This window comes from Roseomonas sp. TS2 (assembly GCF_058833935.1).
Genome location: NZ_JCACVY010000063.1, coordinates 1 through 21,685 on the forward strand (window position 1 = coordinate 1; position 21,685 = coordinate 21,685).

Below are 21,685 nucleotides of genomic sequence, written 5' to 3' on the forward strand. Positions count from 1 at the left end.
CGGCTCCGGCACCGCGAGGATGCCGCGCACCGCCTCCACCACCAGCCCGGCGCGGGCCATGCCCTGGCGCAGCACCAGGATTCGGGCACCCGGGCCCGGCGCCGCCACGCCGCGGCCCAGCAGGGCGTCCAGCGCCAGCAGCGGCAGCGCCTGGCCGCGATAAGGCACCACGCCGAGCGCCGCCGCGCCCAGGCCCGGCAGCGGGGCGAAACCCGGCGGCAGGCGCAGCACCGTCTCCACCGCCTCCAGCGGCACGGCGAAATCCTGGCTCCCCGCGCGGCAGCCGAGCAGGGCGAGGGTGGCGTCCTCCGCCACCGCCCGCACGGGCATCGCCGGAGTCACGGGCAGCGCCGGAGTGGCGAGGACCGGCTCCTGCTGCGCCCGCGGCATGACGGCGCGGGCCAGCAGCGCCGCCAGGTCCAGCGGCGCCTCGCCATCCGCCAGCCCCAGCACCGCCTCCACCGAAAGCGCCAGCGGCGTGCCGCCGCGCAGCAGCACCAGCCGCGCGGCCCGCCCCGGCGGGGCCTCCTCCCGCCCCAGCAGCCGCGCCAGCGAGACCACCGGCACCGGCGCCCCGCGCAGGCTGGCCATTCCCAGCAGCCAGTCCGGCGCGCGCGGCACGCGCGTCAGCGGGACGCAGGGCTGGATGCCCTCCAGCGCCGCCGCCGGCAGGGTCAGGCGCTCCCCCCCGGCACGGCAGGCCAGCACGCGCGCATCCTGCGCGGACATGCGCTAGCCTTCCGTGCCCTGGAGTTCCTCGGCCAGCCCGGCGATCTCCTCGATGGCGGCGGCCAGCGCCTCGGTGCCCTGGGCCTGCTCGCGCGCCGCGGCCGCCGCCTGGGCGGTGGAGCCGCCGATCTGCGCCGCCGCGGCGGCGATCTGCCGGCAGCCGTCCAGCACCTCCCGCGCCGCCTGCATCGCCGCCTCGGCGCCGGAGGCCGTCTCCTCCGCGCCGCCGCGCAGCGCCTCGATCGCGTCGCGCGCCTCGCCCAGCCGGGCGAGCAGGAGGTGGTTGCGCCGCGCCTCGCCCTGGCCGGCGAGCACGATCTGCTCCAGGTCGCGCCGCGCCACGGCGGTCTGCATCTGCACCTCGCGCACCATGTCCTGCATCCGCCCGGCATGCGCGGCGGCCTCGCGCGAGAGGCCGCGGATGTCGCCCGCCACCACGGCGAAGCCGCGCCCGGCCTCGCCGGCCCGCGCCGCCTCCACCGCGCCGCACACCGCCAGCATGCCGGTCTGCGCCGCCACCAGCGCCATGCCGTTGACGATCTTCTCCGCCTGCCGGGCCTGGCCGGCCACCGTGTCGGACAGCAGCATCACCGCCTGCGCCTCGGCCGCGCCGGCGGCGATGCCCTGGCTGAGGCCCTCCAGCCGCTCCAGCGCCCCGGCCAGGCGCGGCGCGGCCTCCAGCAGGCGCGCGGCGGCGGCGGCGGCGGCGGCACGGGTGGCGGTGGCGGCCTGCTCGATCCGGTTCATGGTGTCGCTGGTCTGGCCGGTGGCCTCGGCCTGCATCTCGGCGCCGCGCCGGATCTGCTCCAGCGCCACGCTGATCTGCCCGGCCGATCCGGCCAGTTCCTGCACGGTGGCGGACAGCTCCTCGGCGGCGGCGGCCAGCGCGGCGGCGCCGCCGGCCGCTCCCTCCTGCAGGGTGGTGGCCATGGCGGCGAGGGCCTGGGCGGTCCGCTGGCTCTCGTCCAGCGCCGTGCCCTGCTGCTGCACGGCCTCCTGCGCCTGCGCCGCGGCGGCGGCCTGCTCCTCGGCGGCGGCGGCCACCTGCTCGGCGCCGCGCCGGGCCTCGCCGGCGCCGAGATCGGCGTCGGCGGCGCTGGCCAGGATGGTCTCGGCCCCTTCCGCCAACGCCGCCAGGGTGCCGCGCAGGCCGACCAGCGTGGCCACCACCTGCTCGCCATGCCCGGCCTCCTCGGCGGCGCGGCCGGCGGCGGCGCGGATGCGCGCACCCATCGCCCGCACGCCCTCGCCGATCGCCACGGCCAGCTCCACCACCTCGGCGGCGCTGCCCTCGGTCTCCTCCGCCTGGGCGCGCACCTCCTCGGCCAGCACGGCGAAGCCGCGGCCCTGCTCCTCGGCCCGCGCCGCCTCGATGGCGGCGTTCAGGGCCAGCAGGCTGGTCTGCTCGGCAATCTCGCCCACCGCCCGGGTCAGCTCGCCGATGCCGCCCGCCTGCCGCTCCAGCCCGGCGGCGGCCTCGACGGTGCGCATCTGCTGGGCGGTGCTGTCCTGCACCCGGGCGATGGCGGCCTCCACCTGCGCCGCCACCTCGGCCAGCAGGGCCTGCAGGCCCTCCGTGCCGCGCTTGGTCTGGTCGGCACGGGCGCGGGCCTGCCGGAAGGTGGCGGAAAGGCCGAGGATGGCACCCTGCGATTCCTGCGCGGCACCGGAGGCCTGCTCGGCCGCCGCCGCGATCTGCGCCAGGGCGCCATGCAGCTCCTCGGCGGCGCTGGCGGACTGGGTGAAGCCGGCGGCCAGCTCCTCGGTGGCGGTGCCGACGCGCTCGGCCGCCTTCTGGCGGCGCAGCCGGGCGCGCTCCTGCAGGCGGGCGGGGCCGGGCGCCGGCATGGCCGGAGGTTGTGCCACCGGGCCGCGCGTCTGGACGGGGCCTCGCATCTCGGATGTCTTGACCAGGGCCATGCGGTTTCTCCGGACAGGGGCGCAGGGTTCTCTCTACGCCAAGTCGCGGGCCGGGGAAGCCCCCCCTGATCGGATGCCTTGTCGGATCATGCGGCGGCCGCCGGGACCGGATCATGGCGGCGGCCGCCGCCGGGGGAGGATCTCCCCGGCGGCGGCCGGAGGTCAGGCGTGCTCGGTCAGCGGCGCATGCGGGCCATAGACCGCCGGCATCAGGCCGATATCGTGCCGCTCCAGGCCCGCCGGCTCCACCAGCCGGCACTCATGCCCGCCATCGGCGTGCAGCACATGCTCGACATAGCCCAGCGGCTTGCCGCCCCAGCGTTCCTGCCAGGTGTCGCCGACGACGAAGGCCACGGCCGGCGCCCAGACCTGGCGCAGCCCGTCGCACAGGCCGCGGTCCCACCACTGGTGCAGGTGGCCGGAGGCGACGAAGGCCACGTCGTGCCCCGCCAGCAGGTCCAGCAGGCGGCGCCGCGCCGCCGGCAGCACCGGCCAGTAGGTCATCTCGGTGTCCGACAGGCGGTCGCGGCAGAGCGGCTTGTGCTGGAACAGCGCGATGCGCCGCCCGCCCGCCGTGGCCAGCGCCTCGGCCAGGAAGTCGAACTGCGCCTCGCTCTCCGGCAGGCCGGCGGTGGTGATCAGCGTGTCCAGCCCGATCACCCGCCAGCCGGGGATGTCGCGCCGGTGCCAGTCCATGCCGAAGGTCTCGCGCCAGCGGGCGAGGCGTGCGGCATCGGCGGGCGTCGCGCCGCCCAGCACGGTGTCGTTGCCGACATCGTGGTTGCCGGGCACGGCGAGCCAGTCCAGCCCCAGCCCGTCCATCTGCGCGCGGGCGAAGCGGAGGTCGTCGATGGCCAGCTCGCCATGCGCCGAGACGTCGCCGGTGTGCAGCACGAGGTCGGGCCGCGCGGCACGCAGGTGCTCCGCCAGATGCGCGAAGTTCGCGGTGAACTCCGGATGCGCGGCGGAGAGGTGCGTGTCGCTGATCTGGGCGACGCGGAAGGCCATGGCTCAGGACTTCCGCGGCAGCAGGCGGCGCACCTCGGCCACCATGTCGGCCTGCACCTCCTTGGGCGTCGCGCGCTGCTCGACGATGCGGGCGAGGTTGTCCACCATCGTCTGCGTCACGCGCACGCTGTTGCTGCCGGGGAAGGCGTACCAGGGGATGGAGATGGGCAGCTGGCGCACCGCCGGCATGAAGAGCGGGTTCTCGCGGTAGAAGGCGCCGAGATACTGCGGATCGTCGATGGCGATCTGGTTGCAGGGCAGGTAGCCGGTGTTCTGCACCATCAGCGCCTGGCCCACCGGGCCGGTGGAGAAGCGCAGGAACTTCCAGGCGGCCTCGCGCTTCGCAGGGTCCTTCGCCGTCAGCATGCCGGCGGCGCCGCCGGTGGGCAGGCGGCCCTTCTCGGCGTCGATCACCGGCATGCCGGTGGTGCGGAGCGTGAAGTTCTCGCCGATGCTGGCCAGGGTGCCGCGGACCAGCGCGGTGGTCTGGAAGATCATGCCCAGCTTGCCGGCGGCGAAGGCCTGGCGGGCGGCGGCGGCGGTCATGTTCGGCATGCCGCCCTGCTTCACCATGCGGTCCAGCAGCGTCAGCGCCGCGAGGCCCTCGGGGCCGCCGAAGCCGACATCGGTCTCGTCCGCGTTCAGCATGCGGCCGCCATGGCCGAAGAGCAGCGAGGAGAACATCCAGTCGTCGCCGCTCCAGGTGAACCACATGCCGTTGACGCCATCGCCCAGCCGGTTGATGCGGGCGGCGAGGTCGAGCACCCCGTTCCAGTCGCGCGGGAAGTTCTCCGCGTCGCCACCGGCGCGCTTCACCAGCTCGGCATTGTAGTAGGAGACGGGGTTGGAGGCGGCATAGGCGAGGCCGGACTGGATGCCGCCGAAGCGCGCCAGCGCCAGCAGCGAGGGCGTGTAGCCGGCCTTGGCCGGGTCGCCGTCGCGCGCCAGCAGCGGCGCCAGGTCCTGCGCGATGCCGCGCTCGGCGAAGACGCGCAGCCGGTTGAAGCCCTGGTAGGAGAGGTCCGGCAGCTGGTTGGTGGCGGCCTGGCGCAGGATGAGTTGCGCGCCCTCCTCGTAGTTCGGCGTGGTGACGAAGTTCACCGCGATGCCCGGCTCGGCCTTGGCGAAGGCCTCCAGGATGGCGTCATAGCTGCCCTTGTAGATGTAGGGCTGGGCGTAGTGCACCGTGATGGCGGTGGACTGCGCGCGGGCGATGCGCGGCGCGGCCAGGGGGGCGGCGAGCATCGCGGCGGGCAGGGCCAGCGCGGCGCGGCGGCGGAGGGTGACGGTCATGGGCTTGGCTCCGGTGTCCGGTGCGGAAGAAGGGGTCAGCCTTTGAGGCCGGTGGTGGCGATGCCTTCGACGAAGCGGCGCTGCGCCAGCAGGAAGGCGATGACGAGGGGCGCGGTCATGACGACGGCGGCGGCCATCAGCGCGCCGAAATCGTCGTCGCCCTCGGTGGTGCGGAAGAACAGCACGCCGAGCGCCGGTGTCGCGTGCTCCGGCGTGTTGACGACGATCAGCGGCCAGAACAGGTCGTTCCAGTGCGCGACGACGGAGAAGATGGCGAAGGCGGTGGCCGCCGGCCAGGCATTGGGCAGCACCACGCGCCAGACGATGGCCATCTCGCTCATGCCGTCGAGCCGCGCGGCGTGGATCAGGTCGTCGGGCAGCGACTTGAAGAACTGCCGGAACAGGAAGATGGCGAAGACCGAGATGGTGGAGGGCGCGATCAGCGCCGTGTAGGTGTCCAACAGGCCGAGCTGGCTGAAGCCGGCATAGAGCGGCAGCGCCGGCACGTGCGGCGGCACCAGCAGGCCCAGCATGACGGCGCCGAGCGCCAGCTCCCGCCCCCGGAAGTTCAGCTTGGCCAGCGCGTAGCCCGCGGGAATGGCGAAGAGCAGCTGGAAGAACAGGATGCCGCCGCAGACGATGACGCCGTTCAGCAGGTAGCGCGCCACCGGCACCAGCTCGAACACGCGGCCATAATTCTGCGCGATGGCGAAGCGCTCGGGAATCAGCGAGAGAGACGCACGGAAAATCTCGTCCGCCGGCTTCAGGCTGGCCGCCACCATCCAGATGTAGGGCATCAATAGCAGCAGGCCGAGCAGGGAAAGGACGAGCAGGCGCGGCGCATCGCGCAGCAGGGAGGTCTCGCGCTCAACCATAATGCACCCGCTTGTCCAGCACGCGCGTCTGCAGCCACATCAGCGCCAGCACGATGGCGAGGAACACCAGCGTGATGGCCGCCGAGTAGCCAAGGCGGAAATAGGTGAAGCCCTCAAGGTACATGGCGTGCAGCAGCACCTCGGAGGCCCTGTTCGGCCCGCCCTGGGTCAGCACCTTCACCGTGTCGAACACCCGCACCGAGCGGATCATGGTGATGGTGAGGACGAAGAGCGTGGTCGGCCCCAGCATCGGCCAGGTGACGAGGCGGAAGCGCTCCCAGGCGGAGGGCGCGCCATCCACCTCGGCGGCGGCATACATCTCGCGCGGAATGGCGGTCAGCCCGGCCAGGAACAGCACCAGGTTGAAGCCCAGATTCTCCCAGATGCCGATGGCGGCGAGCGACCACATCACCGTGTCGGAGGAGGAGAGCCAGGCCGGGCCGTCGATGCCCACCTGGCGCAGCACCGCGTTCAGCGGCCCGATGCTCGGGTGCAGCAGGTACTGCCAGGCGGAGGCCATGGCGACGGTGAGCGAGACCACCGGCAGGAAGAACACGGCGCGGAACAGCGTGCGCCCGCGCGTGCCGGCCTCGATCAGCAGCGCCAGCGCCAGCGCGCCGAGAATGGAGCCGGGTGTGACCACCGCCACGTAGAAGACCGTGTTGCGCAGCGCCTGGGCGAAGCCGCGGTCCCGCAGCAACTCGGAAAAATTGTCCAGGCCGATCCAGGCGAAGGCCGGCGCGCCCAGCTCGTAGTCGGTAAAGGCGAGCAGGATGGCGGCCAGCGTCGGCAGCAGCAGCAGGACAAGGTAGGCCAGCACCGCCGGCAGGCCGAGTGCCCAGGCGGTCAGCGCCTCGCCCGTGGCACCCTCGCGGCGCGCGGGGGCGGCGGAGAGGACGGCCTCAGACAAGGCTCGGCTCCGGCACCACGGCGGTGTCGCGCAGGCGGCGGCCGCGGGCATCGAACAGCAGGGCGCGGGCGGGGTCGAAGCCCAGCGTCACGCGGCTGCCGGGCGGCAGGTCCGGCACCAGCTCGGGCGGCAGGCGCAGCACCAGGGCGGTGCCGGTGCCCACATGCCGCGCATGCAGCAACAGGCTCTCGCCGAGGAACTCCAGCCCCTCCGCCGTGGCCGGGATGCCGCCATCGGCCAGGTAGAGATCCTCCGGCCGCAACGCCAGGGTGGCGGCGCCGGTGATGCGCTCGGCGCCGCAGAGCCGCACGCCTGTCGGGAAGCCGGCGACGCGGGTCAGGCCGTGGCCGTCGATCTCGGCCGGCAGGGTGTTGATGCGCGGCGAGCCGATGAAGGTGGCGACGCGCAGATCGTCCGGGTCGGCATAGATGGCGCGCGGGCTGGCCACCTGCAGGATCTCGCCCGCCTGCATCACCGCCACCCGGTCCGCCATGGTCAGCGCCTCGGACTGGTCATGCGTCACGTAGAGGGTGGCGGCGCCGGCGCGGCGGTGGATCTCGACGATCTCGCGGCGCGTGTGCACGCGCAGCGCGGCGTCGAGGTTGGAGAGCGGCTCGTCCATCAGGAAGGCGGCGGGCTGGCGGACGATGGCGCGCGCCAGCGCCACGCGCTGCCGCTGCCCGCCCGAGAGCTGCGAGGGGCGCCGCTCCAGCAGGTTGGTCAGGCCCAGCGCCAGCGCGGCGCTGCGCACATCCTCGGCGATGCCGCGCCGGGCGGCGCGGCTGCCCGGCCAGATGCGGCCGATCAGCGGCAGGCGCTGCGCCACGCCCATGCGCCGCATGGAAAGCGGCACGGCGATGTTCTCCGCCACCGTCAGATGCGGGTAGAGCGCGTAGGACTGGAACACCATGGCGACATTGCGCGCCGCCGGGCGCAGCGCCGTCACATCCCGCCCGTTGATCAGGATGCGGCCGCCATCCGGCCGGTCGATACCGGCGATCAGCCGCATCAGCGTGGACTTGCCGCAGCCGGAGGGGCCGACCAGCGCGACGAACTCCCCCGCCGCCACGGCGAGCGACACACCCTTCAGAACCGGCTGCCCCGCGAAGTGGCGCGTGACCTTCTCGACGACGATACCCGTCACAATGACCCCCATTCCGTCGAGGCGGGCTCTTAGGGGCAGTGTGTGACACTCGTGTTCCAGTCCCGCGAAACTTCCGTGCCAATGCATCCACGGTGCCGCAACCGGATTGTCATGCGTCCGTCAGCGGCGCGTCACAGGCAGTCGCTAAGCCGCCCCGCATCGCACACCCATCGGGGATCGAGAGACATGCTCCGCAAGACCGCGCTCGCCGCCGGCCTGATCCTGGCCCTGGGCGGCGCCCAGGCGCAGGCGCAGGGCCAGCAGCGCCAGGGCTTCACCTTCTGGTACGGCCTGACCGGCCAGCTCAGCGAGGCGGTGCAGTCCGTCTGCAAGCGCTTCAACGACTCGCAGGCGCAGTACAGCGTCACCTGCACCAGCCAGGGCGACTACGCCAAGGCGCTGCAGAACACCATCGCCGCCTTCCGCGCCAACGAGCAGCCGACTGTCGTGCAGGTCTATGACATCGGCACGGCGGACCTGATGCTGGCCGGCGTGTACCGCCCGGCGCGCGAGCTGATGGCCTCGCAGGGCCACCAGGTGAACTGGAACAACTACCTCCCCCCGATCGCGGCCTACTACGCGACCTCGAAGGGCGAGATGCTCTCCTTCCCCTTCAACTCCTCCACGGCGGTGATGTACTGGAACCGCGCGGCGGGGCAGAAGGCCGGCATCGCCGAGGCCCCCGCCACCTGGGAGCAGGTGGCCGAGGCCGCGCGCAAGATGAAGGCGGCCGGCCATGCCTGCCCGATCGCGATGGATTTCGACAGCTGGGCGCTGTTCGAGCAGTTCGCCGCCATCCACAACGTCCCCGTCGCCACCCGCGCCAACGGCTATGGCGGGCTGGACGCCGAGTATGTGTTCAACCAGGGCGTCATCAAGAAGCACTTCAACAACCTGCTGGACTGGTACAAGGAAGGGCTAATCCAGATCCGCACGCCGCAATCGGGCAAGGACGGCATCGCCTCCTTCGCCGCCGGCGAGTGCGCCATGGCCTTCGGCTCCATCGCCAGCCACTCCACCATCCGCCGCACCGCGGCCGAGGGGCTGGACTGGACGCCGGTGATGGTGCCTGTCTATGAGGGCACGCAGCGCATCAACAGCCGCGTCGGCGGCGCCTCGCTCTGGACGCTGAAGGGCCGGCCGGAGGGCGAGTACAAGGCGGCCGCCGCCTTCTTCGCCTTCCTCGCCACGCCGGAATCCGAGGAATACTGGTCCACCATCACCGGCTACATCCCGGTGACGGCGGCGGGCCAGGCGCGGCTGGAGCAGAACGGCTTCTACAAGAAGCCCGAGAATGCGGGCCGCGAGGTGGCGATGCAGAGCCTGATGCTCACCGAGCCCACCGAGAACTCGCGCGGCCTGCGCCTCGGCAACCTGACGCAGTTCCGCGCCGCCTACGCCAACGAGATGCAGGCCGCCTTCGCCGGCCAGAAGACGATGGACCAGGCGCTCGCCGCGCTGCAGGAGCAGGGCAACCAGCTGCTGCGCCGCTTCGAGCAGACCTACCGCGGCAAGCAGCTTCCGTAAGCGGAGCAGGCCCGGCCGCGCGCGGCCGGGCCATCCAGAACCATGAGCAACACACGCCGCGCCCTGTTCAGCAGTTCCTGGCTTCCCTGGGCCCTGGTGCTGCCGCAGCTCCTCATCATCTTCGTCTTCTTCTACTGGCCCACGGGCGAGGCGCTCTACTGGGCCTTCACGCTGGAACAGCCCTGGGGCGGCGGCAATGCCTGGGTCGGCTGGCAGAACTTCGTGTCGGTCTTCTCCAGCGCCGGCTACTGGCATTCCGTCCGCATCAGCATCCTCTACGCGGTGGCCACCACCGTGCTCGCCATCGGCGTGGCGCTGCTGCTGGCGCTGTTCGTGGACCGCGAGGTGAAGGGCAGCCGCGGCTACCGCCTCGCCGCCATCTGGCCCTATGCCATCGCGGCGCCCGCCATCGGCATCGTCTTCCGCTTCGTCTTCGACCCGCGCTCCGGCGTCTTCGCCTTCCTCAACCAGGCCTCGCCCGGCATGTGGGACCCGACGCTGAACGGCAACCACGCCATGACCATGCTGGTGCTGGCCGGCGCGTGGCAGCTCGTCTCCTACAATTTCGTCTTCCTGCTCGCCGGGTTGCAGAGCGTGCCGCGCGCGCTGGTGGAGGCCTCGGCCATGGACGGCGCCGGCCCATTGCGCCGCATGTGGGACCTGCAGGTGCCGCTGCTGGCGCCGACGCTGTTCTTCCTCGCCATCATCAACATGACCGACAGCTTCACCCACAGCTTCGCGCTGGTGGACGTGATGACGAGCGGCGGCCCCGCCCGCTCCACCGACCTGATGGTCTACAAGATCTATTCCGACGGCTTCAAAGGCCTCGACTACTCCGGCGCCGCCGCGCAGAGCATCGTGCTGATGCTGCTCGTGGTCGGCATGACCTTCCTGCAGTTCCGCTTCGTCGAGCGGAAGCTGCACTACAAGTGAGCGCGCCGCGATGGTCGAACGCCGCCCCCTGCTGAACCTTGCCACGCACCTGCTGCTGGCGCTGGGCCTGGCCTGCCTGCTGCTGCCGCTCTGGCTCGCCTTCGTCGCCGCCACGCAGGACGTGGCGGGCGCCAACGCGGTGCCGATGCACTGGCTGCCCGGCCCCTATTTCCTCGACAACATCGCCGCCGCCTGGACACGCGCCGATCTCGGCGCCCGCTTCACCACCAGCCTCATCGTCGCGGTGGGCGTCATGGCGGGCAAGGTGCTGCTGGCCATGCTTGCCGCCTTCGCCATCGTCTTCTTCGACTGGCGGGCCAAGGCGGTGGTGTTCTGGCTGGTCTTCATCACGCTGATGCTGCCGCTCGAGGTCCGCATCGTGCCGACCTACGCGGTGGCCGCCAACGCGCTGCGCCCCTTCCAGGCGATCCTCGACGTCACCGGCCTCACCGGCCTCGTCGAGACGCTGAGCGGCGTCCGCATCGCGCTGGAATGGCGGATGCTCAACTCCTACACCGGCCTCATCCTGCCGCTCGTCGCCACTGCCACCGGCACCTTCCTCTACCGCCAGTTCTTCATGACCATCCCCGAGGAGCTGGTGGAGGCGGCGCGGATGGATGGCGCCGGGCCACTGCGCTTCCTGCGGGACGTGCTGCTGCCGCTCTCGCGCACCAACATGGCGGCGCTGGCCACCATCATGTTCGTCTATGCCTGGAACCAGTATCTCTGGCCGCTGCTCGTCACCACCGAGCCGCAGCGCAGCACCGTGATGGTGGAGCTCTCCCGCCTGGTGCCGCGCGGCGACGGGCTGCCGGAATGGAACATCGTCATGGCGGCGGCGCTGACCGTCATGCTGCCGCCGCTCGCCGTGGTCGTGCTGATGCAGCGCTGGTTCGTCCGCGGCCTTGTCGCCACCGAGAAGTGAGGAGCGCCGCCATGGCCGCCATCGTGCTCGACCGCGTGAGCAAGACCTATCCCGGCGCCGCCCGCCCCTCGGTGGACGGCGTCTCGCTCGACCTGCCGGAAGGCGCCTTCGTCGTCGTGCTCGGCCCCTCGGGCTGCGGCAAGTCCACCCTGCTGCGGATGCTGGCGGGGCTGGAGACGATCACCGGCGGCGAGGCGCGCATCGCCGGCCGCCGCGTCAACGAGCTGGAGCCGAAGGACCGTGGCTGCGCCATGGTGTTCCAGAACTACGCGCTCTACCCGCACATGAGCGTCGCCGAGAACATCGGCTACCCGCTGAAGGTGGCCGGCGTGCCGCGCGCCGAGCGCGCCGCGCGGGTGCGCGCCGTGGCCGAATCCCTGGCGCTCAGCGAGCATCTGGCGCGCCGCCCGGCACAGCTCTCGGGCGGGCAGCGGCAGCGCGTGGCCATCGGCCGCGCCATGGTGCGCGCGCCGCGCGTCTTCCTGTTCGACGAGCCGCTCTCCAACCTCGACGCCACGCTGCGCGTGCAGATGCGCGCCGAGCTGCGCCGCCTGCACGAGAAGCTCGGCGCCACCTCCCTCCTCGTCACCCACGACCAGGTGGAGGCGATGACGCTGGCCGACATCCTGGTGGTGATGCAGGCCGGGCGGGTGGAGCAGGTGGGCGCGCCGCGCGCCGTCTATGACCGGCCGGAGACGCGCTTCGTCGCCGGCTTCCTCGGCTCCCCGCCGATGAACCTGATGCCCGGCCGCGTCGTGGAGGGCGGCGCCGCCGTGGCGCTGGAGAACGGCCCGCCGGTGCCGCTGCCGGGCCGCCTGCCGGAGGGGCTCCCCGTGGTGCTCGGCATCCGCCCGGAGCATGTCGCGGCGGGCGGGCCGCACACCGCGGTGGTGGAGATGGTGGAGGACCTCGGCAGCGGCCGCGTGGTGCATGCGCGGATGCAGGGCGTGCCGGTGGTGCTGCACGCCCCGGCGGAGGGGCGGATGCAGCGCGGCCAGGCACTGCATCTCGGCCTGCCCGCCGCGCGGCTGCATGTGTTCGAGGCGGAGAGTGGCCGCCGGCGCGAGCCCGAGCCGCTGCCGGCCGCGCAGGCGGCGCTGGCCGGCTGAGGCGCCACCGCCCCCCGCCCCTGCCCGCGCGGGAGCCTTCAGTTCACCGTGGCGCCGGAGAGGCGCACCAGCTCCTCCACCCGCTGCATCTCCTTGCGGTAGAAGGCGGCGAATTCTTCCGGCGTGCTGCCCACGGGCTCGTAGCCGAGCTGCTCCATCTGCGCCCGCACCTGCGGGTTGCGCATCGCGCCCGCCACCTCCCGCGCGATGCGCCGCACCGCCGGCTCCGGCGTGCCGGCCGGCGCGAACAGCCCCAGCCAGCTGCTGAAGGCATAGCCCGGCACCGCCTCGGCGATGGCGGGCACGTCGGCGAGCTGCGCGGCGCGCTCGGGCCGGGTGATGCCGAGGGCCCGCACCTGCCCGTCCCGCGCCTGCTGCAGGGCCTCCACCACGGGGGTGAACATCACGTCGATGCGGCCGCCGATCAGGTCGGCCATCGCCGGCGCGCCGCCGCGGTAGGAGACATGGGTGAAGCGGACATCCGCCCGGTGCTCGAACAGCGCCGCGGCGAAGTGCTGCGAGCTGCCGGCGCCGGCGATGCCGCAGTTCAGCGCCCCCGGCTTCTCCCGCGCGAGGCGGACCAGATCCGCCACCGTGCCGGCCTTCACCGAGGGATGGACCACCAGCAGGCAGGAACTGAAGGAGATCTGCGTGACGGGCGCGAAGTCGCGCACCACGTCGAAGGGCAGGTCGCGGTAGAGGAAGGCGTTGGTGGCGTGCGAGCCCATGGAGGCGACGACGAGGGTGTGGCCGTCCGGCGCGCTGCGCGCCACGTGCTCGGTGCCGATGTTGCCGGCGGCGCCGGTGCGGTTCTCCACCACCACCGGCTGGCCCAGCCCGGCGGTGATGCTCTGCGCGACGACGCGGGCGCTGGTGTCGGTGCTGCCGCCGGGCGCGAAGCCGACGATGAGGCGCACCGGGCGGCTCGGGTTCCAGCCCGCGGCCTGGGCGCGGGCGCCGGCGCCGGCACCCAGGGCGAGGGGAAGCGCGGCGAGGGCAGAGAGGCAGTGGCGACGCTGCATGGTGGGGTTTCCTTCCCGCGGGGCATGGCCGCCCCGGCTGTTTGTCCAGGGGGCGTTGCCCGCCCCTTCTGTCGGCTGCGTCGGCGCGGGCGGCGCACCGCCCGGGCCGGGACGGGGGCAAGGCTCTCACCCCCGGAGGCGGAGGGGCCGCCTCAGGCGGCGGCGCCGCAGCGGCGGATGGCCTCGGCCGCGCCCGCCACCAGCCTGCGCATGCCGCTGCCGCAGGTGACGAAGTCCCGGCCGGCGCGGGCCATCACCCCGGCGGTGATGGTGGAGGGGATGGTGGGCCGGCCATCGAGCATGGCGCGGCCTTCGACCCGGCGCAGGCGGATCGTGGGGGCATGGCGTTTCCTCGGCGGTTGCCCCTTGGCGGGGCTTTTTGGTTAATCGTTTAATCATCTAACGGCGGTTGCCGGCGGGCCGTCAAGGGCACCGGCTGGCGTGGGCGCCCCGCCTCCGCTATCCCGCCGCCATCCACCCGGGGGAGGAGACACGCCGCTGCGCCCGAAGCCTGCCGCCACCCCGGACGACGCCCCGCCCGGCGGAACCGGCCGGGGGCGGATCACCATCGCCGAGGTCGCGCGGCGCTGCGGCCTGTCCGTGGCCACGGTCTCCAATGCCCTCTCCGGCGGCGGGCGGATGGCGGAGGAGACGCGCGCGCGCGTGCGCGCGGCGGCCGACGCGCTGGGCTACAGCGCCTCCCCCGCCGCGCGCGGCCTGCGGCTGCGGCGGAGCTGGACGCTGGGCCTCGTCATCCCCGACATCGCCAACCCCATGTATGGCGAGATCGCGCGCGGCGCGGCGGAGGTGCTGGAGGCCGCCGGCTGCCACCTGCTGGTGGCCAGCCACGATTCATGCCCCGAGCGGCAGGCCCGCCATGTGCGGAACCTGCTGCGCCAGCGGGTGGATGGCGTGATCCTGCAGCCCTGGTCCTCGCAGGACGAGGAAGTGCCGGCCATGGTGGCGGCCGGCCTGCCGCTGGTGCTGCTGGCGCGCCGCCACCTGGCCCAGCCCACCGACCATGTGACCATCGACCCCCGCGCGCCCCTGCTGGAAGGGCTGCGCCACCTGGCGGCGCTGGGCCACCGGCGCATCGCCATCACGCTGATGGGCGGCCGCGCTTCCACCAGCGCGGAGGAGCGGCTGGAGACCTATCGCGGCTTCATGGAGCGGCAGGCCGGCGGCCCGGAGGAAGGGCTGATCGTCCGCCTCGCCCGCGCCGACCTCGAATCCGGCCGCGCGGCGGTGCCGGCGCTGCTGGCCGCCCGGCCCACCGCCATCGTCGCCAGCAACGACCTGCTGGCGCTGGGCATCCGCGAGGGGCTGCACGCCGCCGGGCTGCGCGTGCCGGAGGACCTCTCCCTGCTGGCGGTGGACGACACCTACCTCTCCGCCCTGCCCGGGGTGGAGCTGACCAGCCTGGAGCTGCCCAAGCGGCAAATCGGCGAGGCGGCGGCGCGGCTGATCCTGGAGCGGATCGCCAAGCCGGGGCGCGCCTGCGAGAGCATCGTGCTGCCGGCGCGGCTGGCCGTGCGGCGCTCCACAGCCCCGCCCCGCCCGGCGGGCTGAGCCGGCGCAGGCCGTCTCCGGGGCGGAAGGCCGGGATGGCTCCCGCCACCGCCGGCGGCCGTGTCAGTTGCGCACGTCCATCGCGGCCCGCAGCCCGTCGCTGACGAGGTTGAAGCACATGCTGGTGACGAAGATGCAGAGCCCCGGCAGCATGGCGAGGAGGGGCTGCGAATAGATGGCGCTGCGCAGCGTGTTCAGCATCAGCCCCCACTCCGCCTCCGGCGGCTTGGTGCCGAGGCCGAGGAAGGAGAGGCCGGAGGCGATGATCATCGAGACGCTGATCAGGCTGGTGGCATAGACGAAGATGGGCCCGAGCACGTTGGGCAGGATGTGCACGCGCACGATGCTCATCGCCCCCGCGCCGCTGCCGCGCGCCGCCTCCACATAGTCGAGGTTGCGCACCGAGGTGGTGGTGCTCTCCGCCACGCGGATGATCTGCGGGATGAACACCAGGGTGAGCGAGAGGATGGCGTTGAACACCCCCGCCCCCAGCGCGCCGCTGATGGCCACCGCCAGCAGCACCGAGGGGAAGGCGTAGAACACATCCGTCACGCGCATGATCAGCATGTTCACCCAGCCGCCGGCGAAGCCCGCGACGATGCCGAGCAGCCCGCCCACGCCGAAGGCGATGACCACGGGCGTGATGCCGATGAACCAGGAGAGCCGCCCGCCATAGAGCAGGCGCGTCAGCATGTCCCGCCCCAGCTCGTCGGAGCCCAGGATGTAGTTGGGCGTGCCGACCGGGCGCAGGCGGCGGAGCATGCTGGTCTGGAAGGGGTCGGCCGGGGCCAGCAGCGGCGCGGCCAGGATGGCGAACAGCATCAGCAGCAGGATGCCGCCGCAGGCCAGCGTCACCGGGTCGCGCCGCAGCCGCTTCCAGACGCCCTGCCAGTAGCCGGGGCTGGCGACCGGCTGCGGCGCCAGGGGGAGGCCGGCGGTGGTGGTGCTCATGGCGGTGCTGCTCATGCCCGCTTGATCCTCGGGTCCAGCGCGGTCTGCATCAGATCGACCAGCAGGTTGAGGGTGACGAAGAACAGCGCCAGCACCAGGATGGTGCCCTGCAGCACCGGGATGTCGCGCTGGAAGATGGCGCTGTTCAGCAGGAAGCCCGTGCCCGGCCAGGAGAACACCGTCTCCACCAGGATCGAGCCGCCCATCAGGTAGCCGAGCTGCAGCCCCATGATGGCGAGCGTGCCCGGCGCCGCGTTCTTCGCCACGTGCAGCAGGATGCCGCCCCGGCGCAGCCCCTTGCCGCGCAGCGTGTTGACGAAGTCCTGGTTCAGGATCTCGGCGACGATGCCCCGCACCGTGCGGGTGACGATGCCCATGGGAATGACAGAGAGGGTGACGGCGGGCAGCACCAGGTGGCGCATGTGCTCCCAGTTCCAGGCCCACTCGCCCGAGCCGCCGGGGCCGGCGCCCATCGCCGGCAGCACGTTCAGCGTGACGCTGAAGATGATGACCAGCACCATGCCGAGCCAGTAATGCGGCACCGAGACGCCGGCGGCGGCCAGGCCCACCGCCGCGCGGTCGATCCAGCTGCCGCGGAAGGCGCCGGCGATGGCGCCGAGCAGCGTGCCGGCCGCGAAGCCGATGGCCGCCGCGATCAGCGAGAGGCGCAGCGTGTTCTGCACCGCCACGAACAGATCGTCCGTCACGGCGCGGCCGGTGGCGAGGGAGCGGCCGAGGTCGCCCTGCACCACCTTCAGCAGCCACAGCCCGAACTGCACCGGCAGCGGCTTGTCCAGCCCGTACTCGGCGCGGATCTGGTCCACCACCGCCTGCGGCGCGTCGGCGGGGACGATGGCGTTCACCGGGTCGCCCGGTGCGATGTGCACCAGCAGGAAGCAGAGCAGGCTGACCGCCAGCGCGATCGGCACGGCGTAGAGCACGCGCCGGAGGATGTAGGAGAGCATGGCCTAGCGGCCTCCGGCCGGGGGATGAAGGGTCATGCGGCTTCGTCCACGCGGATGCAGCGGACATTGCGCCCGGGCGCGGGGCTGCGCAGCTCGGGCATGGCGGGCAGGCAGTCCTCGCCCGCCTGCGGGCAGCGCGGCGCGAAGGCGCAGCCCTGCACGGGGCGGCTGAGGTCGGGCGGCGCGCCGGGGATGGTGGTCAGCCGCGTGCCGCGCATGCCGGCATGGACGGTGGCGCCCATCAGCCCGCGCGCATAGGGGTGCAGCGGCCCGCGCATCAGCGCGGCCACCGGGCCTTCCTCGATGAAGCGGCCGGCATACATCACCGCCACCCGGTCGGCGATCTCGCCCGCCACGCCGAGGTCGTGGGTGACGAAGATCACGCCCATGCCAAGCTCCTGCTGCAAGCGGCGCAGGAGAAGCAGGATCTGGATCTGCACCGTGGCGTCGAGCGCCGTGGTCGGCTCGTCGGCCAGCAGCAGCTTCGGGCGGCAGGAGAGGGCGATGGCGATCATCGCGCGCTGCCGCAGCCCGCCGGAAAGCTCGTGCGGATAGGCGGCGAGGCGGCGCTTCGCGGAGGGGATCTGCACCAGCTCCAGCAGTTCCAGCGCGCGGCGGTCGGCCTCGGCGCGGCTGACCCCCTCGTGGCGGATGATGGTCTCGGCGATCTGCCGGCCGATGGTGAAGACCGGGTCCAGCGCCGTCATCGGCTCCTGGAAGACCATCGAGACCACACGGCCACGGATGTCGGCCATCGCCTTCTCCGGCGCCGCCACGATGTCGTGGCCGCCGACGCGCACCGTGCCCTCCATCACCGTCTTCTTCGGCGGGTTGAGCCGCATCAGCGCGCGCAGCGTGACCGACTTGCCGGAGCCGCTCTCGCCCAGGATGCAGAGGGATTCGTTCTGCGCCAGGGTGAAGTCCACGCCGTTGACGGCGCTCACCGTGGCATCGCGCGAGACGAAGCGGACATTCAGCCCGCGCACCTCGACCAGCGGATTCGCGCCAGGATCATGCGGCATGGGGCATCGCCTTGCTGTGGCCGCTGCCGGGGCTGTGCATCAGGCAGGCGGCGCGGTGGTCCTCCCCGGCCAGGGCGAGCGGCGGCACGGTGGCGGCACAGACATCCTCGGCATGGAGGCAGCGGGTGCGGAAGCGGCAGCCGGAGGGCGGGTTCACCGGGTTGGGCGGGTCGCCCGAGAGGGGTGGCTCGGTGCGCCGGCGGTCGGGGTCCATCGAGGGGCGGCTGTCGAGCAGCGCGGCGGTGTAGGGGTGGGCGGCCTTCGCGTAGATCGCCTCCACCGGCCCGAACTCGGCGACACGGCCGAGATACATCACCAGCACGCGGTCCGACATGTACTGCACCACGTTCAGGTCGTGGCTGATGAACAGGTAGGTGAGGCCGTACTGCTCCTTCAGGTCCATCAGCAGGTTCAGCACCTGCGCCTCGACCGACTTGTCGAGCGCCGAGACCGGCTCGTCGAGGATGATCAGGCGCGGCCGCAGCACCAGGGCGCGGGCGATGTTGATGCGCTGGCGCTGCCCGCCCGAGAGCTCGTGCGGGTAGCGGCGGGCGAACTGCCCCGGCTCCAGCCCCACCGCCGCCAGCAGCTCATGCGCGCGCTCGATCGCGGTGCGGCGCGAGAGGCCGTGCACCTGCGGCGAATAGGCGATGGATTCCTCGATGGTCAGGCGCGGGTTCAGCGAGGCGTAGCTGTCCTGGAACACCATCTGCACCTGGCGGCGGTATTCCTTCATCGACAGGCCGCCGGGGCCGACCGCTTGGCCATCGAAGATCACCTCGCCGGCGGTGGGCTCCATCAGCGCCATGATGAGGCGCGAGGTGGTGGACTTGCCGCAGCCGCTCTCGCCCACGATGCCGAGCGTCTCGCCCTTGCGCAGGTCGAAGCTGACATCGTCCACCGCCTGCACCACGCCGCGCGTGCGGTTGAGCAGGCCACCCTTGAGGGGGAAGTGCTTGGTCAGACCCCGCACCGAGAGCAGCGGCTGCGCCGGGCCGCCGATATCCGGCAGGGGGCGGGACAGTAAGGCTGCGGGCGATGCCATGGGCTCTCCGTCCGTGAGTTTCGCAGCTCCCGCGATGCAAATGGCAGGCCAGCATCATATTGCGCGATTCAAGTGCAAAAACCTGGGTGCCGGCAGGGATTGCACGCACCGCACCCAGAATCCGCCGAAAGAACAGGCATTCGGCGGCCTGCGGCCCCTTGCCCCCCTTTCCCTGTCTCAGCGCAGGCAGAGCAGCGCGGCGGGCGCACCCTGGCGCAGCACCACCACCGCGTTCTGCCGGAAGGCCCGGCCCAGCGCCGCGCCCGCCCGCGCACCCAGGCCCAGTGCCAGCAGGCTTTCCTCGCCCTTCTCCGGCGCATCTGCCCAGGCGCCGAAGCCGGGCAGCACCCGGCCCAGCCTCGCCCGCAGCCGCGCCTGGGCGCGCCGGTTGGCCGCCAGCCCCGGCGTCCGCGACCATGGATTCCAGGCCGTGATGAACACCGCCCGGCGCACGGCATGGCGGGCCAGCAGGCGGTCCAGCTCCGGCTGGCGGCGGCCATGGAGGCGGGCCGTCACGCAATACGGCGGATCGCCCACCCGTTAGAGCGTGGCACGATAAACTTTCTGAAACGGTGCGCAGGCGGAATACATCACGCGCCTCCCACAGCGGCGGTTGCAACGGAAAAAGCCGGAGGGGCGGCCCGCCCTCTCCGCGCAGATCCTTCTCTCAGGGGCCGGGGTCGAGCAGGGCCAGGAAGGCGGCCCGCTCGGCGCAGGGGGAATCCGGGTCCCAGGCAACGCCCAGGCCCCATTCCAGGGGCGCCGCGGCTTTGGGCAGCGCCACGGGGCGGAACACCACGCCCGGCACCCGCATCCGCGCCGCCCATTCCGGCAGCAGCGCGATGCCGATGCCCGCCGCCACCAGGTTGACGATGGTCTGCTTCTCCTCCGCCTCCTGCGCCACATGCGGCGAGAGGCCCAGCGCGGCGAACAGGCGCATCACCCCGTCATGGCTGTGGGGCCGGGTGCGGCGGGGCGGCAGGATCAGCGGCAGCGGGGCCAGATCCTCCAGCCGCAGGCGGCGGCGGCCGGCCAGCGGATGCCGCCGCGGCAGCGCCACCACCGGGTATTCCTGCAGCAGCCAGCGGAAGGCGAGGCCCGGCTCGGGCCGCAGCGGCGGCCGGACGAAGCCGAGGTCCAGCCGCCGCGCGCGCAGCTGCGGCAGGATCTCCGAGGTCTTGGCCTCGGTCAGCCGCGTGGCGATGCCGGGATGCGCCGCCTGGAAGCGTGCCAGCAGGCCCGGCAGCAGCCCCGCCGCCGCGCTGTCGATGGCACCGATGCGCAGCAGGCCGGCGGGATGCGCCGCCATCCCGCGCACCAGCCGCGCCGCCGCCGCGGCATGTTCCAGGATGGCGCGCGCCTCGGTGGCCAGCGCATCCCCCGCCGGGGTGGTGGAGACCTGCCGGGTGGTACGGCGCAGCAGGGCCGTGCCCAGCTCCTCCTCCAGCAGCCGCACCTGCCGGCCCAGCGCGGTGGGAAGCATGTTCAGCCGGGCGGCGGCGCGGCCGAAATGCAACTCCTCCGCCACCGCCAGGAAGGCCCTGAGCTGCTTCAGTTCCACCGTGCCCTCTCCTTCCGCCCGCCCGCGAGGCTGTGCCGGCCGGGGCGGATTATCGCCTTTTTTTGCGCAATCTTTCGGATGCAGGGCGCGGCCCCAGCGGAGCCTAGCCTGGGCGCCAGGACCTGACGAGGAGAGACACCGTTGCGCGAATACAGCATCGCCGCCATCCCGGCCGATGGCATCGGGCCCGAGGTGATCGCCGCCGGCCTGCAGGCCCTCTCCGTGCTGGAGCGGCGGATGGGTGATTTCCGCCTGCATGTCGAGGAATTCCCCTGGGGCTCCGATTACTACCGCAGGCATGGCGTGATGATGCCGGCGGACGGGCTGGCGACGCTGAAGAAGTTCGACGCCATCTATTTCGGCGCCGTCGGCGCGCCGGACGTGCCGGACCATGTGACGCTGTGGGGCCTGCGCCTGCCGATCTGCCAGGGCTTCGACCAGTACGCCAATGTGCGGCCCACCAAGATCCTGCCCGGCGTGACGCCGCCGCTCCGCGACTGCGGCCCGGGCGACCTCGACTGGGTGATCGTGCGCGAGAACTCGGAGGGCGAGTATGCCGGCCATGGCGGCCGCGCCCACCGTGGCCTGCCGGAGGAGGTGGCCACCGAGGTGGCCATCTTCACCCGCGTCGGCGTCACGCGGATCATGCGCTACGCCTTCCGCCTCGCCCAGGCGCGGCCGCGCAAGTTCCTGACGGTTGTCACCAAGTCCAACGCACAGCGCTTCGGCATGGTGATGTGGGACGAGATCGCCGAGGAGGTCTCGAAGGAATTCCCCGACGTCACCTGGGACAAGATGCTGGTGGACGCCATGACCATGCGCATGGTGCTGAAGCCGCAGAGCCTCGACACCATCGTCGCCACCAATTTGCACGCCGACATCCTCTCGGATCTCGCCGCCGCGCTGGCCGGCAGCCTGGGCGTGGCGCCCACCGGCAATGTGGACCCGGAGCGGCGCTTCCCCTCGATGTTCGAGCCGATCCACGGCTCGGCCTTCGACATCGCCGGCAAGGGCATCGCCAACCCGATCGCCACCTTCTGGACCGGGGCGCAGATGCTGGAGCACCTGGGCGAGCCCGAGGCCGCCGCACGGCTGATGCGCGCGGTGGAGCGCGTCACCGCCAGCGGCCTGCTGACCCCCGACCTCGGCGGCACCGCCACCACGAAGCAGGTGACCG

General features: G+C 72.6%; 21 protein-coding genes. 6 read left to right on the plus strand and 15 right to left on the minus strand.

Annotated elements, in window-relative coordinates; genetic code table 11:
* The 7 genes from ACZJYS_RS11990 to ACZJYS_RS12020 form a co-directional block, all read right to left on the minus strand.
* The coding region (locus ACZJYS_RS11990; RefSeq protein ID WP_493178323.1) for a chemotaxis protein CheW at nt 1-729 on the minus strand (729 nt) is incomplete at its 3' end.
* Nucleotides 730-732: 3 nt separating this feature from the next.
* Nucleotides 733-2,649 carry a methyl-accepting chemotaxis protein gene (locus tag ACZJYS_RS11995; protein WP_109515510.1) on the minus strand — a complete coding sequence of 639 codons (1,917 nt, stop codon included), beginning with the start codon at nt 2,647-2,649 and terminating at the stop codon, nt 733-735.
* 162 nt (nt 2,650-2,811) lie between these two features.
* Nucleotides 2,812-3,657: a metallophosphoesterase family protein gene (locus ACZJYS_RS12000; protein WP_493178325.1), complete on the minus strand. Its 846-nt coding sequence runs from the start codon at nt 3,655-3,657 to the stop codon at nt 2,812-2,814.
* A 3-nt stretch (nt 3,658-3,660) separates the two neighbouring features.
* Nucleotides 3,661-4,950 carry an ABC transporter substrate-binding protein gene (locus ACZJYS_RS12005; protein ID WP_493178327.1) on the minus strand — a complete coding sequence of 430 codons (1,290 nt, stop codon included), beginning with the start codon at nt 4,948-4,950 and terminating at the stop codon, nt 3,661-3,663.
* A gap of 35 nt (nt 4,951-4,985) precedes the next feature.
* A complete protein-coding gene (locus ACZJYS_RS12010; protein WP_493178329.1) occupies nt 4,986-5,825 on the minus strand; it encodes a carbohydrate ABC transporter permease in 840 nt (279 codons plus the stop codon).
* A complete protein-coding gene (locus ACZJYS_RS12015; protein ID WP_245906085.1) occupies nt 5,818-6,735 on the minus strand; it encodes a carbohydrate ABC transporter permease in 918 nt (305 codons plus the stop codon). Before ACZJYS_RS12015 ends, ACZJYS_RS12010 begins: the two co-directional genes overlap by 8 nt.
* On the minus strand, nt 6,728-7,879 hold the full coding sequence (locus ACZJYS_RS12020; protein ID WP_493178333.1) for an ABC transporter ATP-binding protein: 1,152 nt from the start codon (nt 7,877-7,879) through the stop codon (nt 6,728-6,730). The genes ACZJYS_RS12015 and ACZJYS_RS12020 overlap by 8 nt, the downstream gene beginning before the upstream one ends.
* Nucleotides 7,880-8,065: 186 nt before the next feature.
* Here ACZJYS_RS12020 and ACZJYS_RS12025 point away from each other — a divergent pair, with 186 nt between their 5' ends.
* From ACZJYS_RS12025 to ACZJYS_RS12040, 4 genes are read left to right on the plus strand one after another with little or no spacing between them, the layout of a single operon-like run.
* A complete protein-coding gene (locus tag ACZJYS_RS12025) occupies nt 8,066-9,406 on the plus strand; it encodes an extracellular solute-binding protein (protein WP_109515516.1) in 1,341 nt (446 codons plus the stop codon).
* Between the two features lie 42 nt (nt 9,407-9,448).
* Nucleotides 9,449-10,339, plus strand: coding sequence for a carbohydrate ABC transporter permease (locus ACZJYS_RS12030; protein ID WP_493178338.1), 891 nt, complete (start codon nt 9,449-9,451; stop codon nt 10,337-10,339).
* A gap of 10 nt (nt 10,340-10,349) precedes the next feature.
* Nucleotides 10,350-11,264, plus strand: coding sequence for an ABC transporter permease subunit (locus ACZJYS_RS12035; protein WP_493178341.1), 915 nt, complete (start codon nt 10,350-10,352; stop codon nt 11,262-11,264).
* An 11-nt stretch (nt 11,265-11,275) separates the two neighbouring features.
* Nucleotides 11,276-12,373: an ABC transporter ATP-binding protein gene (locus ACZJYS_RS12040; RefSeq protein ID WP_493178344.1), complete on the plus strand. Its 1,098-nt coding sequence runs from the start codon at nt 11,276-11,278 to the stop codon at nt 12,371-12,373.
* A gap of 38 nt (nt 12,374-12,411) precedes the next feature.
* Here ACZJYS_RS12040 and ACZJYS_RS12045 read toward each other — a convergent pair whose 3' ends face one another.
* Both ACZJYS_RS12045 and ACZJYS_RS12050 read right to left on the minus strand, forming a co-directional pair.
* A complete protein-coding gene (locus tag ACZJYS_RS12045) occupies nt 12,412-13,395 on the minus strand; it encodes a Bug family tripartite tricarboxylate transporter substrate binding protein (protein ID WP_493178347.1) in 984 nt (327 codons plus the stop codon).
* A gap of 152 nt (nt 13,396-13,547) precedes the next feature.
* Nucleotides 13,548-13,697, minus strand: coding sequence for a hypothetical protein (locus ACZJYS_RS12050; RefSeq protein ID WP_493178352.1), 150 nt, complete (start codon nt 13,695-13,697; stop codon nt 13,548-13,550).
* 139 nt (nt 13,698-13,836) lie between these two features.
* Between ACZJYS_RS12050 and ACZJYS_RS12055 the strand changes: the two genes are divergently transcribed.
* Nucleotides 13,837-14,964, plus strand: a complete 1,128-nt coding sequence (locus tag ACZJYS_RS12055; protein ID WP_493178357.1) for a LacI family DNA-binding transcriptional regulator — start codon at nt 13,837-13,839, stop codon at nt 14,962-14,964.
* Nucleotides 14,965-15,027: 63 nt separating this feature from the next.
* Here ACZJYS_RS12055 and ACZJYS_RS12060 read toward each other — a convergent pair whose 3' ends face one another.
* From ACZJYS_RS12060 to ACZJYS_RS12085, 6 genes are all read right to left on the minus strand, one after another.
* On the minus strand, nt 15,028-15,930 hold the full coding sequence (locus tag ACZJYS_RS12060) for an ABC transporter permease (RefSeq protein WP_245906087.1): 903 nt from the start codon (nt 15,928-15,930) through the stop codon (nt 15,028-15,030).
* Nucleotides 15,927-16,880, minus strand: a complete 954-nt coding sequence (locus ACZJYS_RS12065) for an ABC transporter permease (protein WP_493178360.1) — start codon at nt 16,878-16,880, stop codon at nt 15,927-15,929. Before ACZJYS_RS12065 ends, ACZJYS_RS12060 begins: the two co-directional genes overlap by 4 nt.
* A gap of 32 nt (nt 16,881-16,912) precedes the next feature.
* Complete coding sequence (locus ACZJYS_RS12070) at nt 16,913-17,902, minus strand: ABC transporter ATP-binding protein (protein ID WP_493178362.1); 990 nt, start codon at nt 17,900-17,902, stop codon at nt 16,913-16,915.
* Entirely contained in the window at nt 17,892-18,947 is a 1,056-nt protein-coding gene (locus ACZJYS_RS12075) for an ABC transporter ATP-binding protein (RefSeq protein WP_493178366.1), read from the minus strand. Before ACZJYS_RS12075 ends, ACZJYS_RS12070 begins: the two co-directional genes overlap by 11 nt.
* A 177-nt stretch (nt 18,948-19,124) precedes the next feature.
* The gene (locus ACZJYS_RS12080) at nt 19,125-19,463 is read right to left on the minus strand and encodes a DUF3293 domain-containing protein (RefSeq protein WP_493178368.1); all 339 of its coding nucleotides are present in this window, start codon (nt 19,461-19,463) and stop codon (nt 19,125-19,127) included.
* A 151-nt stretch (nt 19,464-19,614) separates the two neighbouring features.
* Complete coding sequence (locus tag ACZJYS_RS12085; RefSeq protein WP_493178370.1) at nt 19,615-20,508, minus strand: LysR family transcriptional regulator; 894 nt, start codon at nt 20,506-20,508, stop codon at nt 19,615-19,617.
* 141 nt (nt 20,509-20,649) lie between these two features.
* Between ACZJYS_RS12085 and ACZJYS_RS12090 the strand changes: the two genes are divergently transcribed.
* Nucleotides 20,650-21,685, plus strand: a 1,036-nt coding sequence (locus tag ACZJYS_RS12090; RefSeq protein ID WP_493178372.1) for a tartrate dehydrogenase, incomplete at its 3' end; no start/stop codon positions are given.

Coding starts and splice junctions, on each gene's coding strand:
- ACZJYS_RS12050 (WP_493178352.1), bottom strand. CDS start 13,697: ATGCTCGATGGCCGGCCCACCATCCCCTCCACCATCACCGCCGGGGTG.
- ACZJYS_RS12005 (WP_493178327.1), bottom strand. CDS start 4,950: ATGACCGTCACCCTCCGCCGCCGCGCCGCGCTGGCCCTGCCCGCCGCG.
- ACZJYS_RS12000 (WP_493178325.1), bottom strand. CDS start 3,657: ATGGCCTTCCGCGTCGCCCAGATCAGCGACACGCACCTCTCCGCCGCG.
- ACZJYS_RS12075 (WP_493178366.1), bottom strand. CDS start 18,947: ATGGCATCGCCCGCAGCCTTACTGTCCCGCCCCCTGCCGGATATCGGC.
- ACZJYS_RS12010 (WP_493178329.1), bottom strand. CDS start 5,825: ATGGTTGAGCGCGAGACCTCCCTGCTGCGCGATGCGCCGCGCCTGCTC.
- ACZJYS_RS12025 (WP_109515516.1), top strand. CDS start 8,066: ATGCTCCGCAAGACCGCGCTCGCCGCCGGCCTGATCCTGGCCCTGGGC.
- ACZJYS_RS12040 (WP_493178344.1), top strand. CDS start 11,276: ATGGCCGCCATCGTGCTCGACCGCGTGAGCAAGACCTATCCCGGCGCC.
- ACZJYS_RS12065 (WP_493178360.1), bottom strand. CDS start 16,880: ATGCTCTCCTACATCCTCCGGCGCGTGCTCTACGCCGTGCCGATCGCG.
- ACZJYS_RS12070 (WP_493178362.1), bottom strand. CDS start 17,902: ATGCCGCATGATCCTGGCGCGAATCCGCTGGTCGAGGTGCGCGGGCTG.
- ACZJYS_RS12060 (WP_245906087.1), bottom strand. CDS start 15,930: ATGAGCAGCACCGCCATGAGCACCACCACCGCCGGCCTCCCCCTGGCG.
- ACZJYS_RS11995 (WP_109515510.1), bottom strand. CDS start 2,649: ATGGCCCTGGTCAAGACATCCGAGATGCGAGGCCCCGTCCAGACGCGC.
- ACZJYS_RS12035 (WP_493178341.1), top strand. CDS start 10,350: ATGGTCGAACGCCGCCCCCTGCTGAACCTTGCCACGCACCTGCTGCTG.
- ACZJYS_RS12030 (WP_493178338.1), top strand. CDS start 9,449: ATGAGCAACACACGCCGCGCCCTGTTCAGCAGTTCCTGGCTTCCCTGG.
- ACZJYS_RS12045 (WP_493178347.1), bottom strand. CDS start 13,395: ATGCAGCGTCGCCACTGCCTCTCTGCCCTCGCCGCGCTTCCCCTCGCC.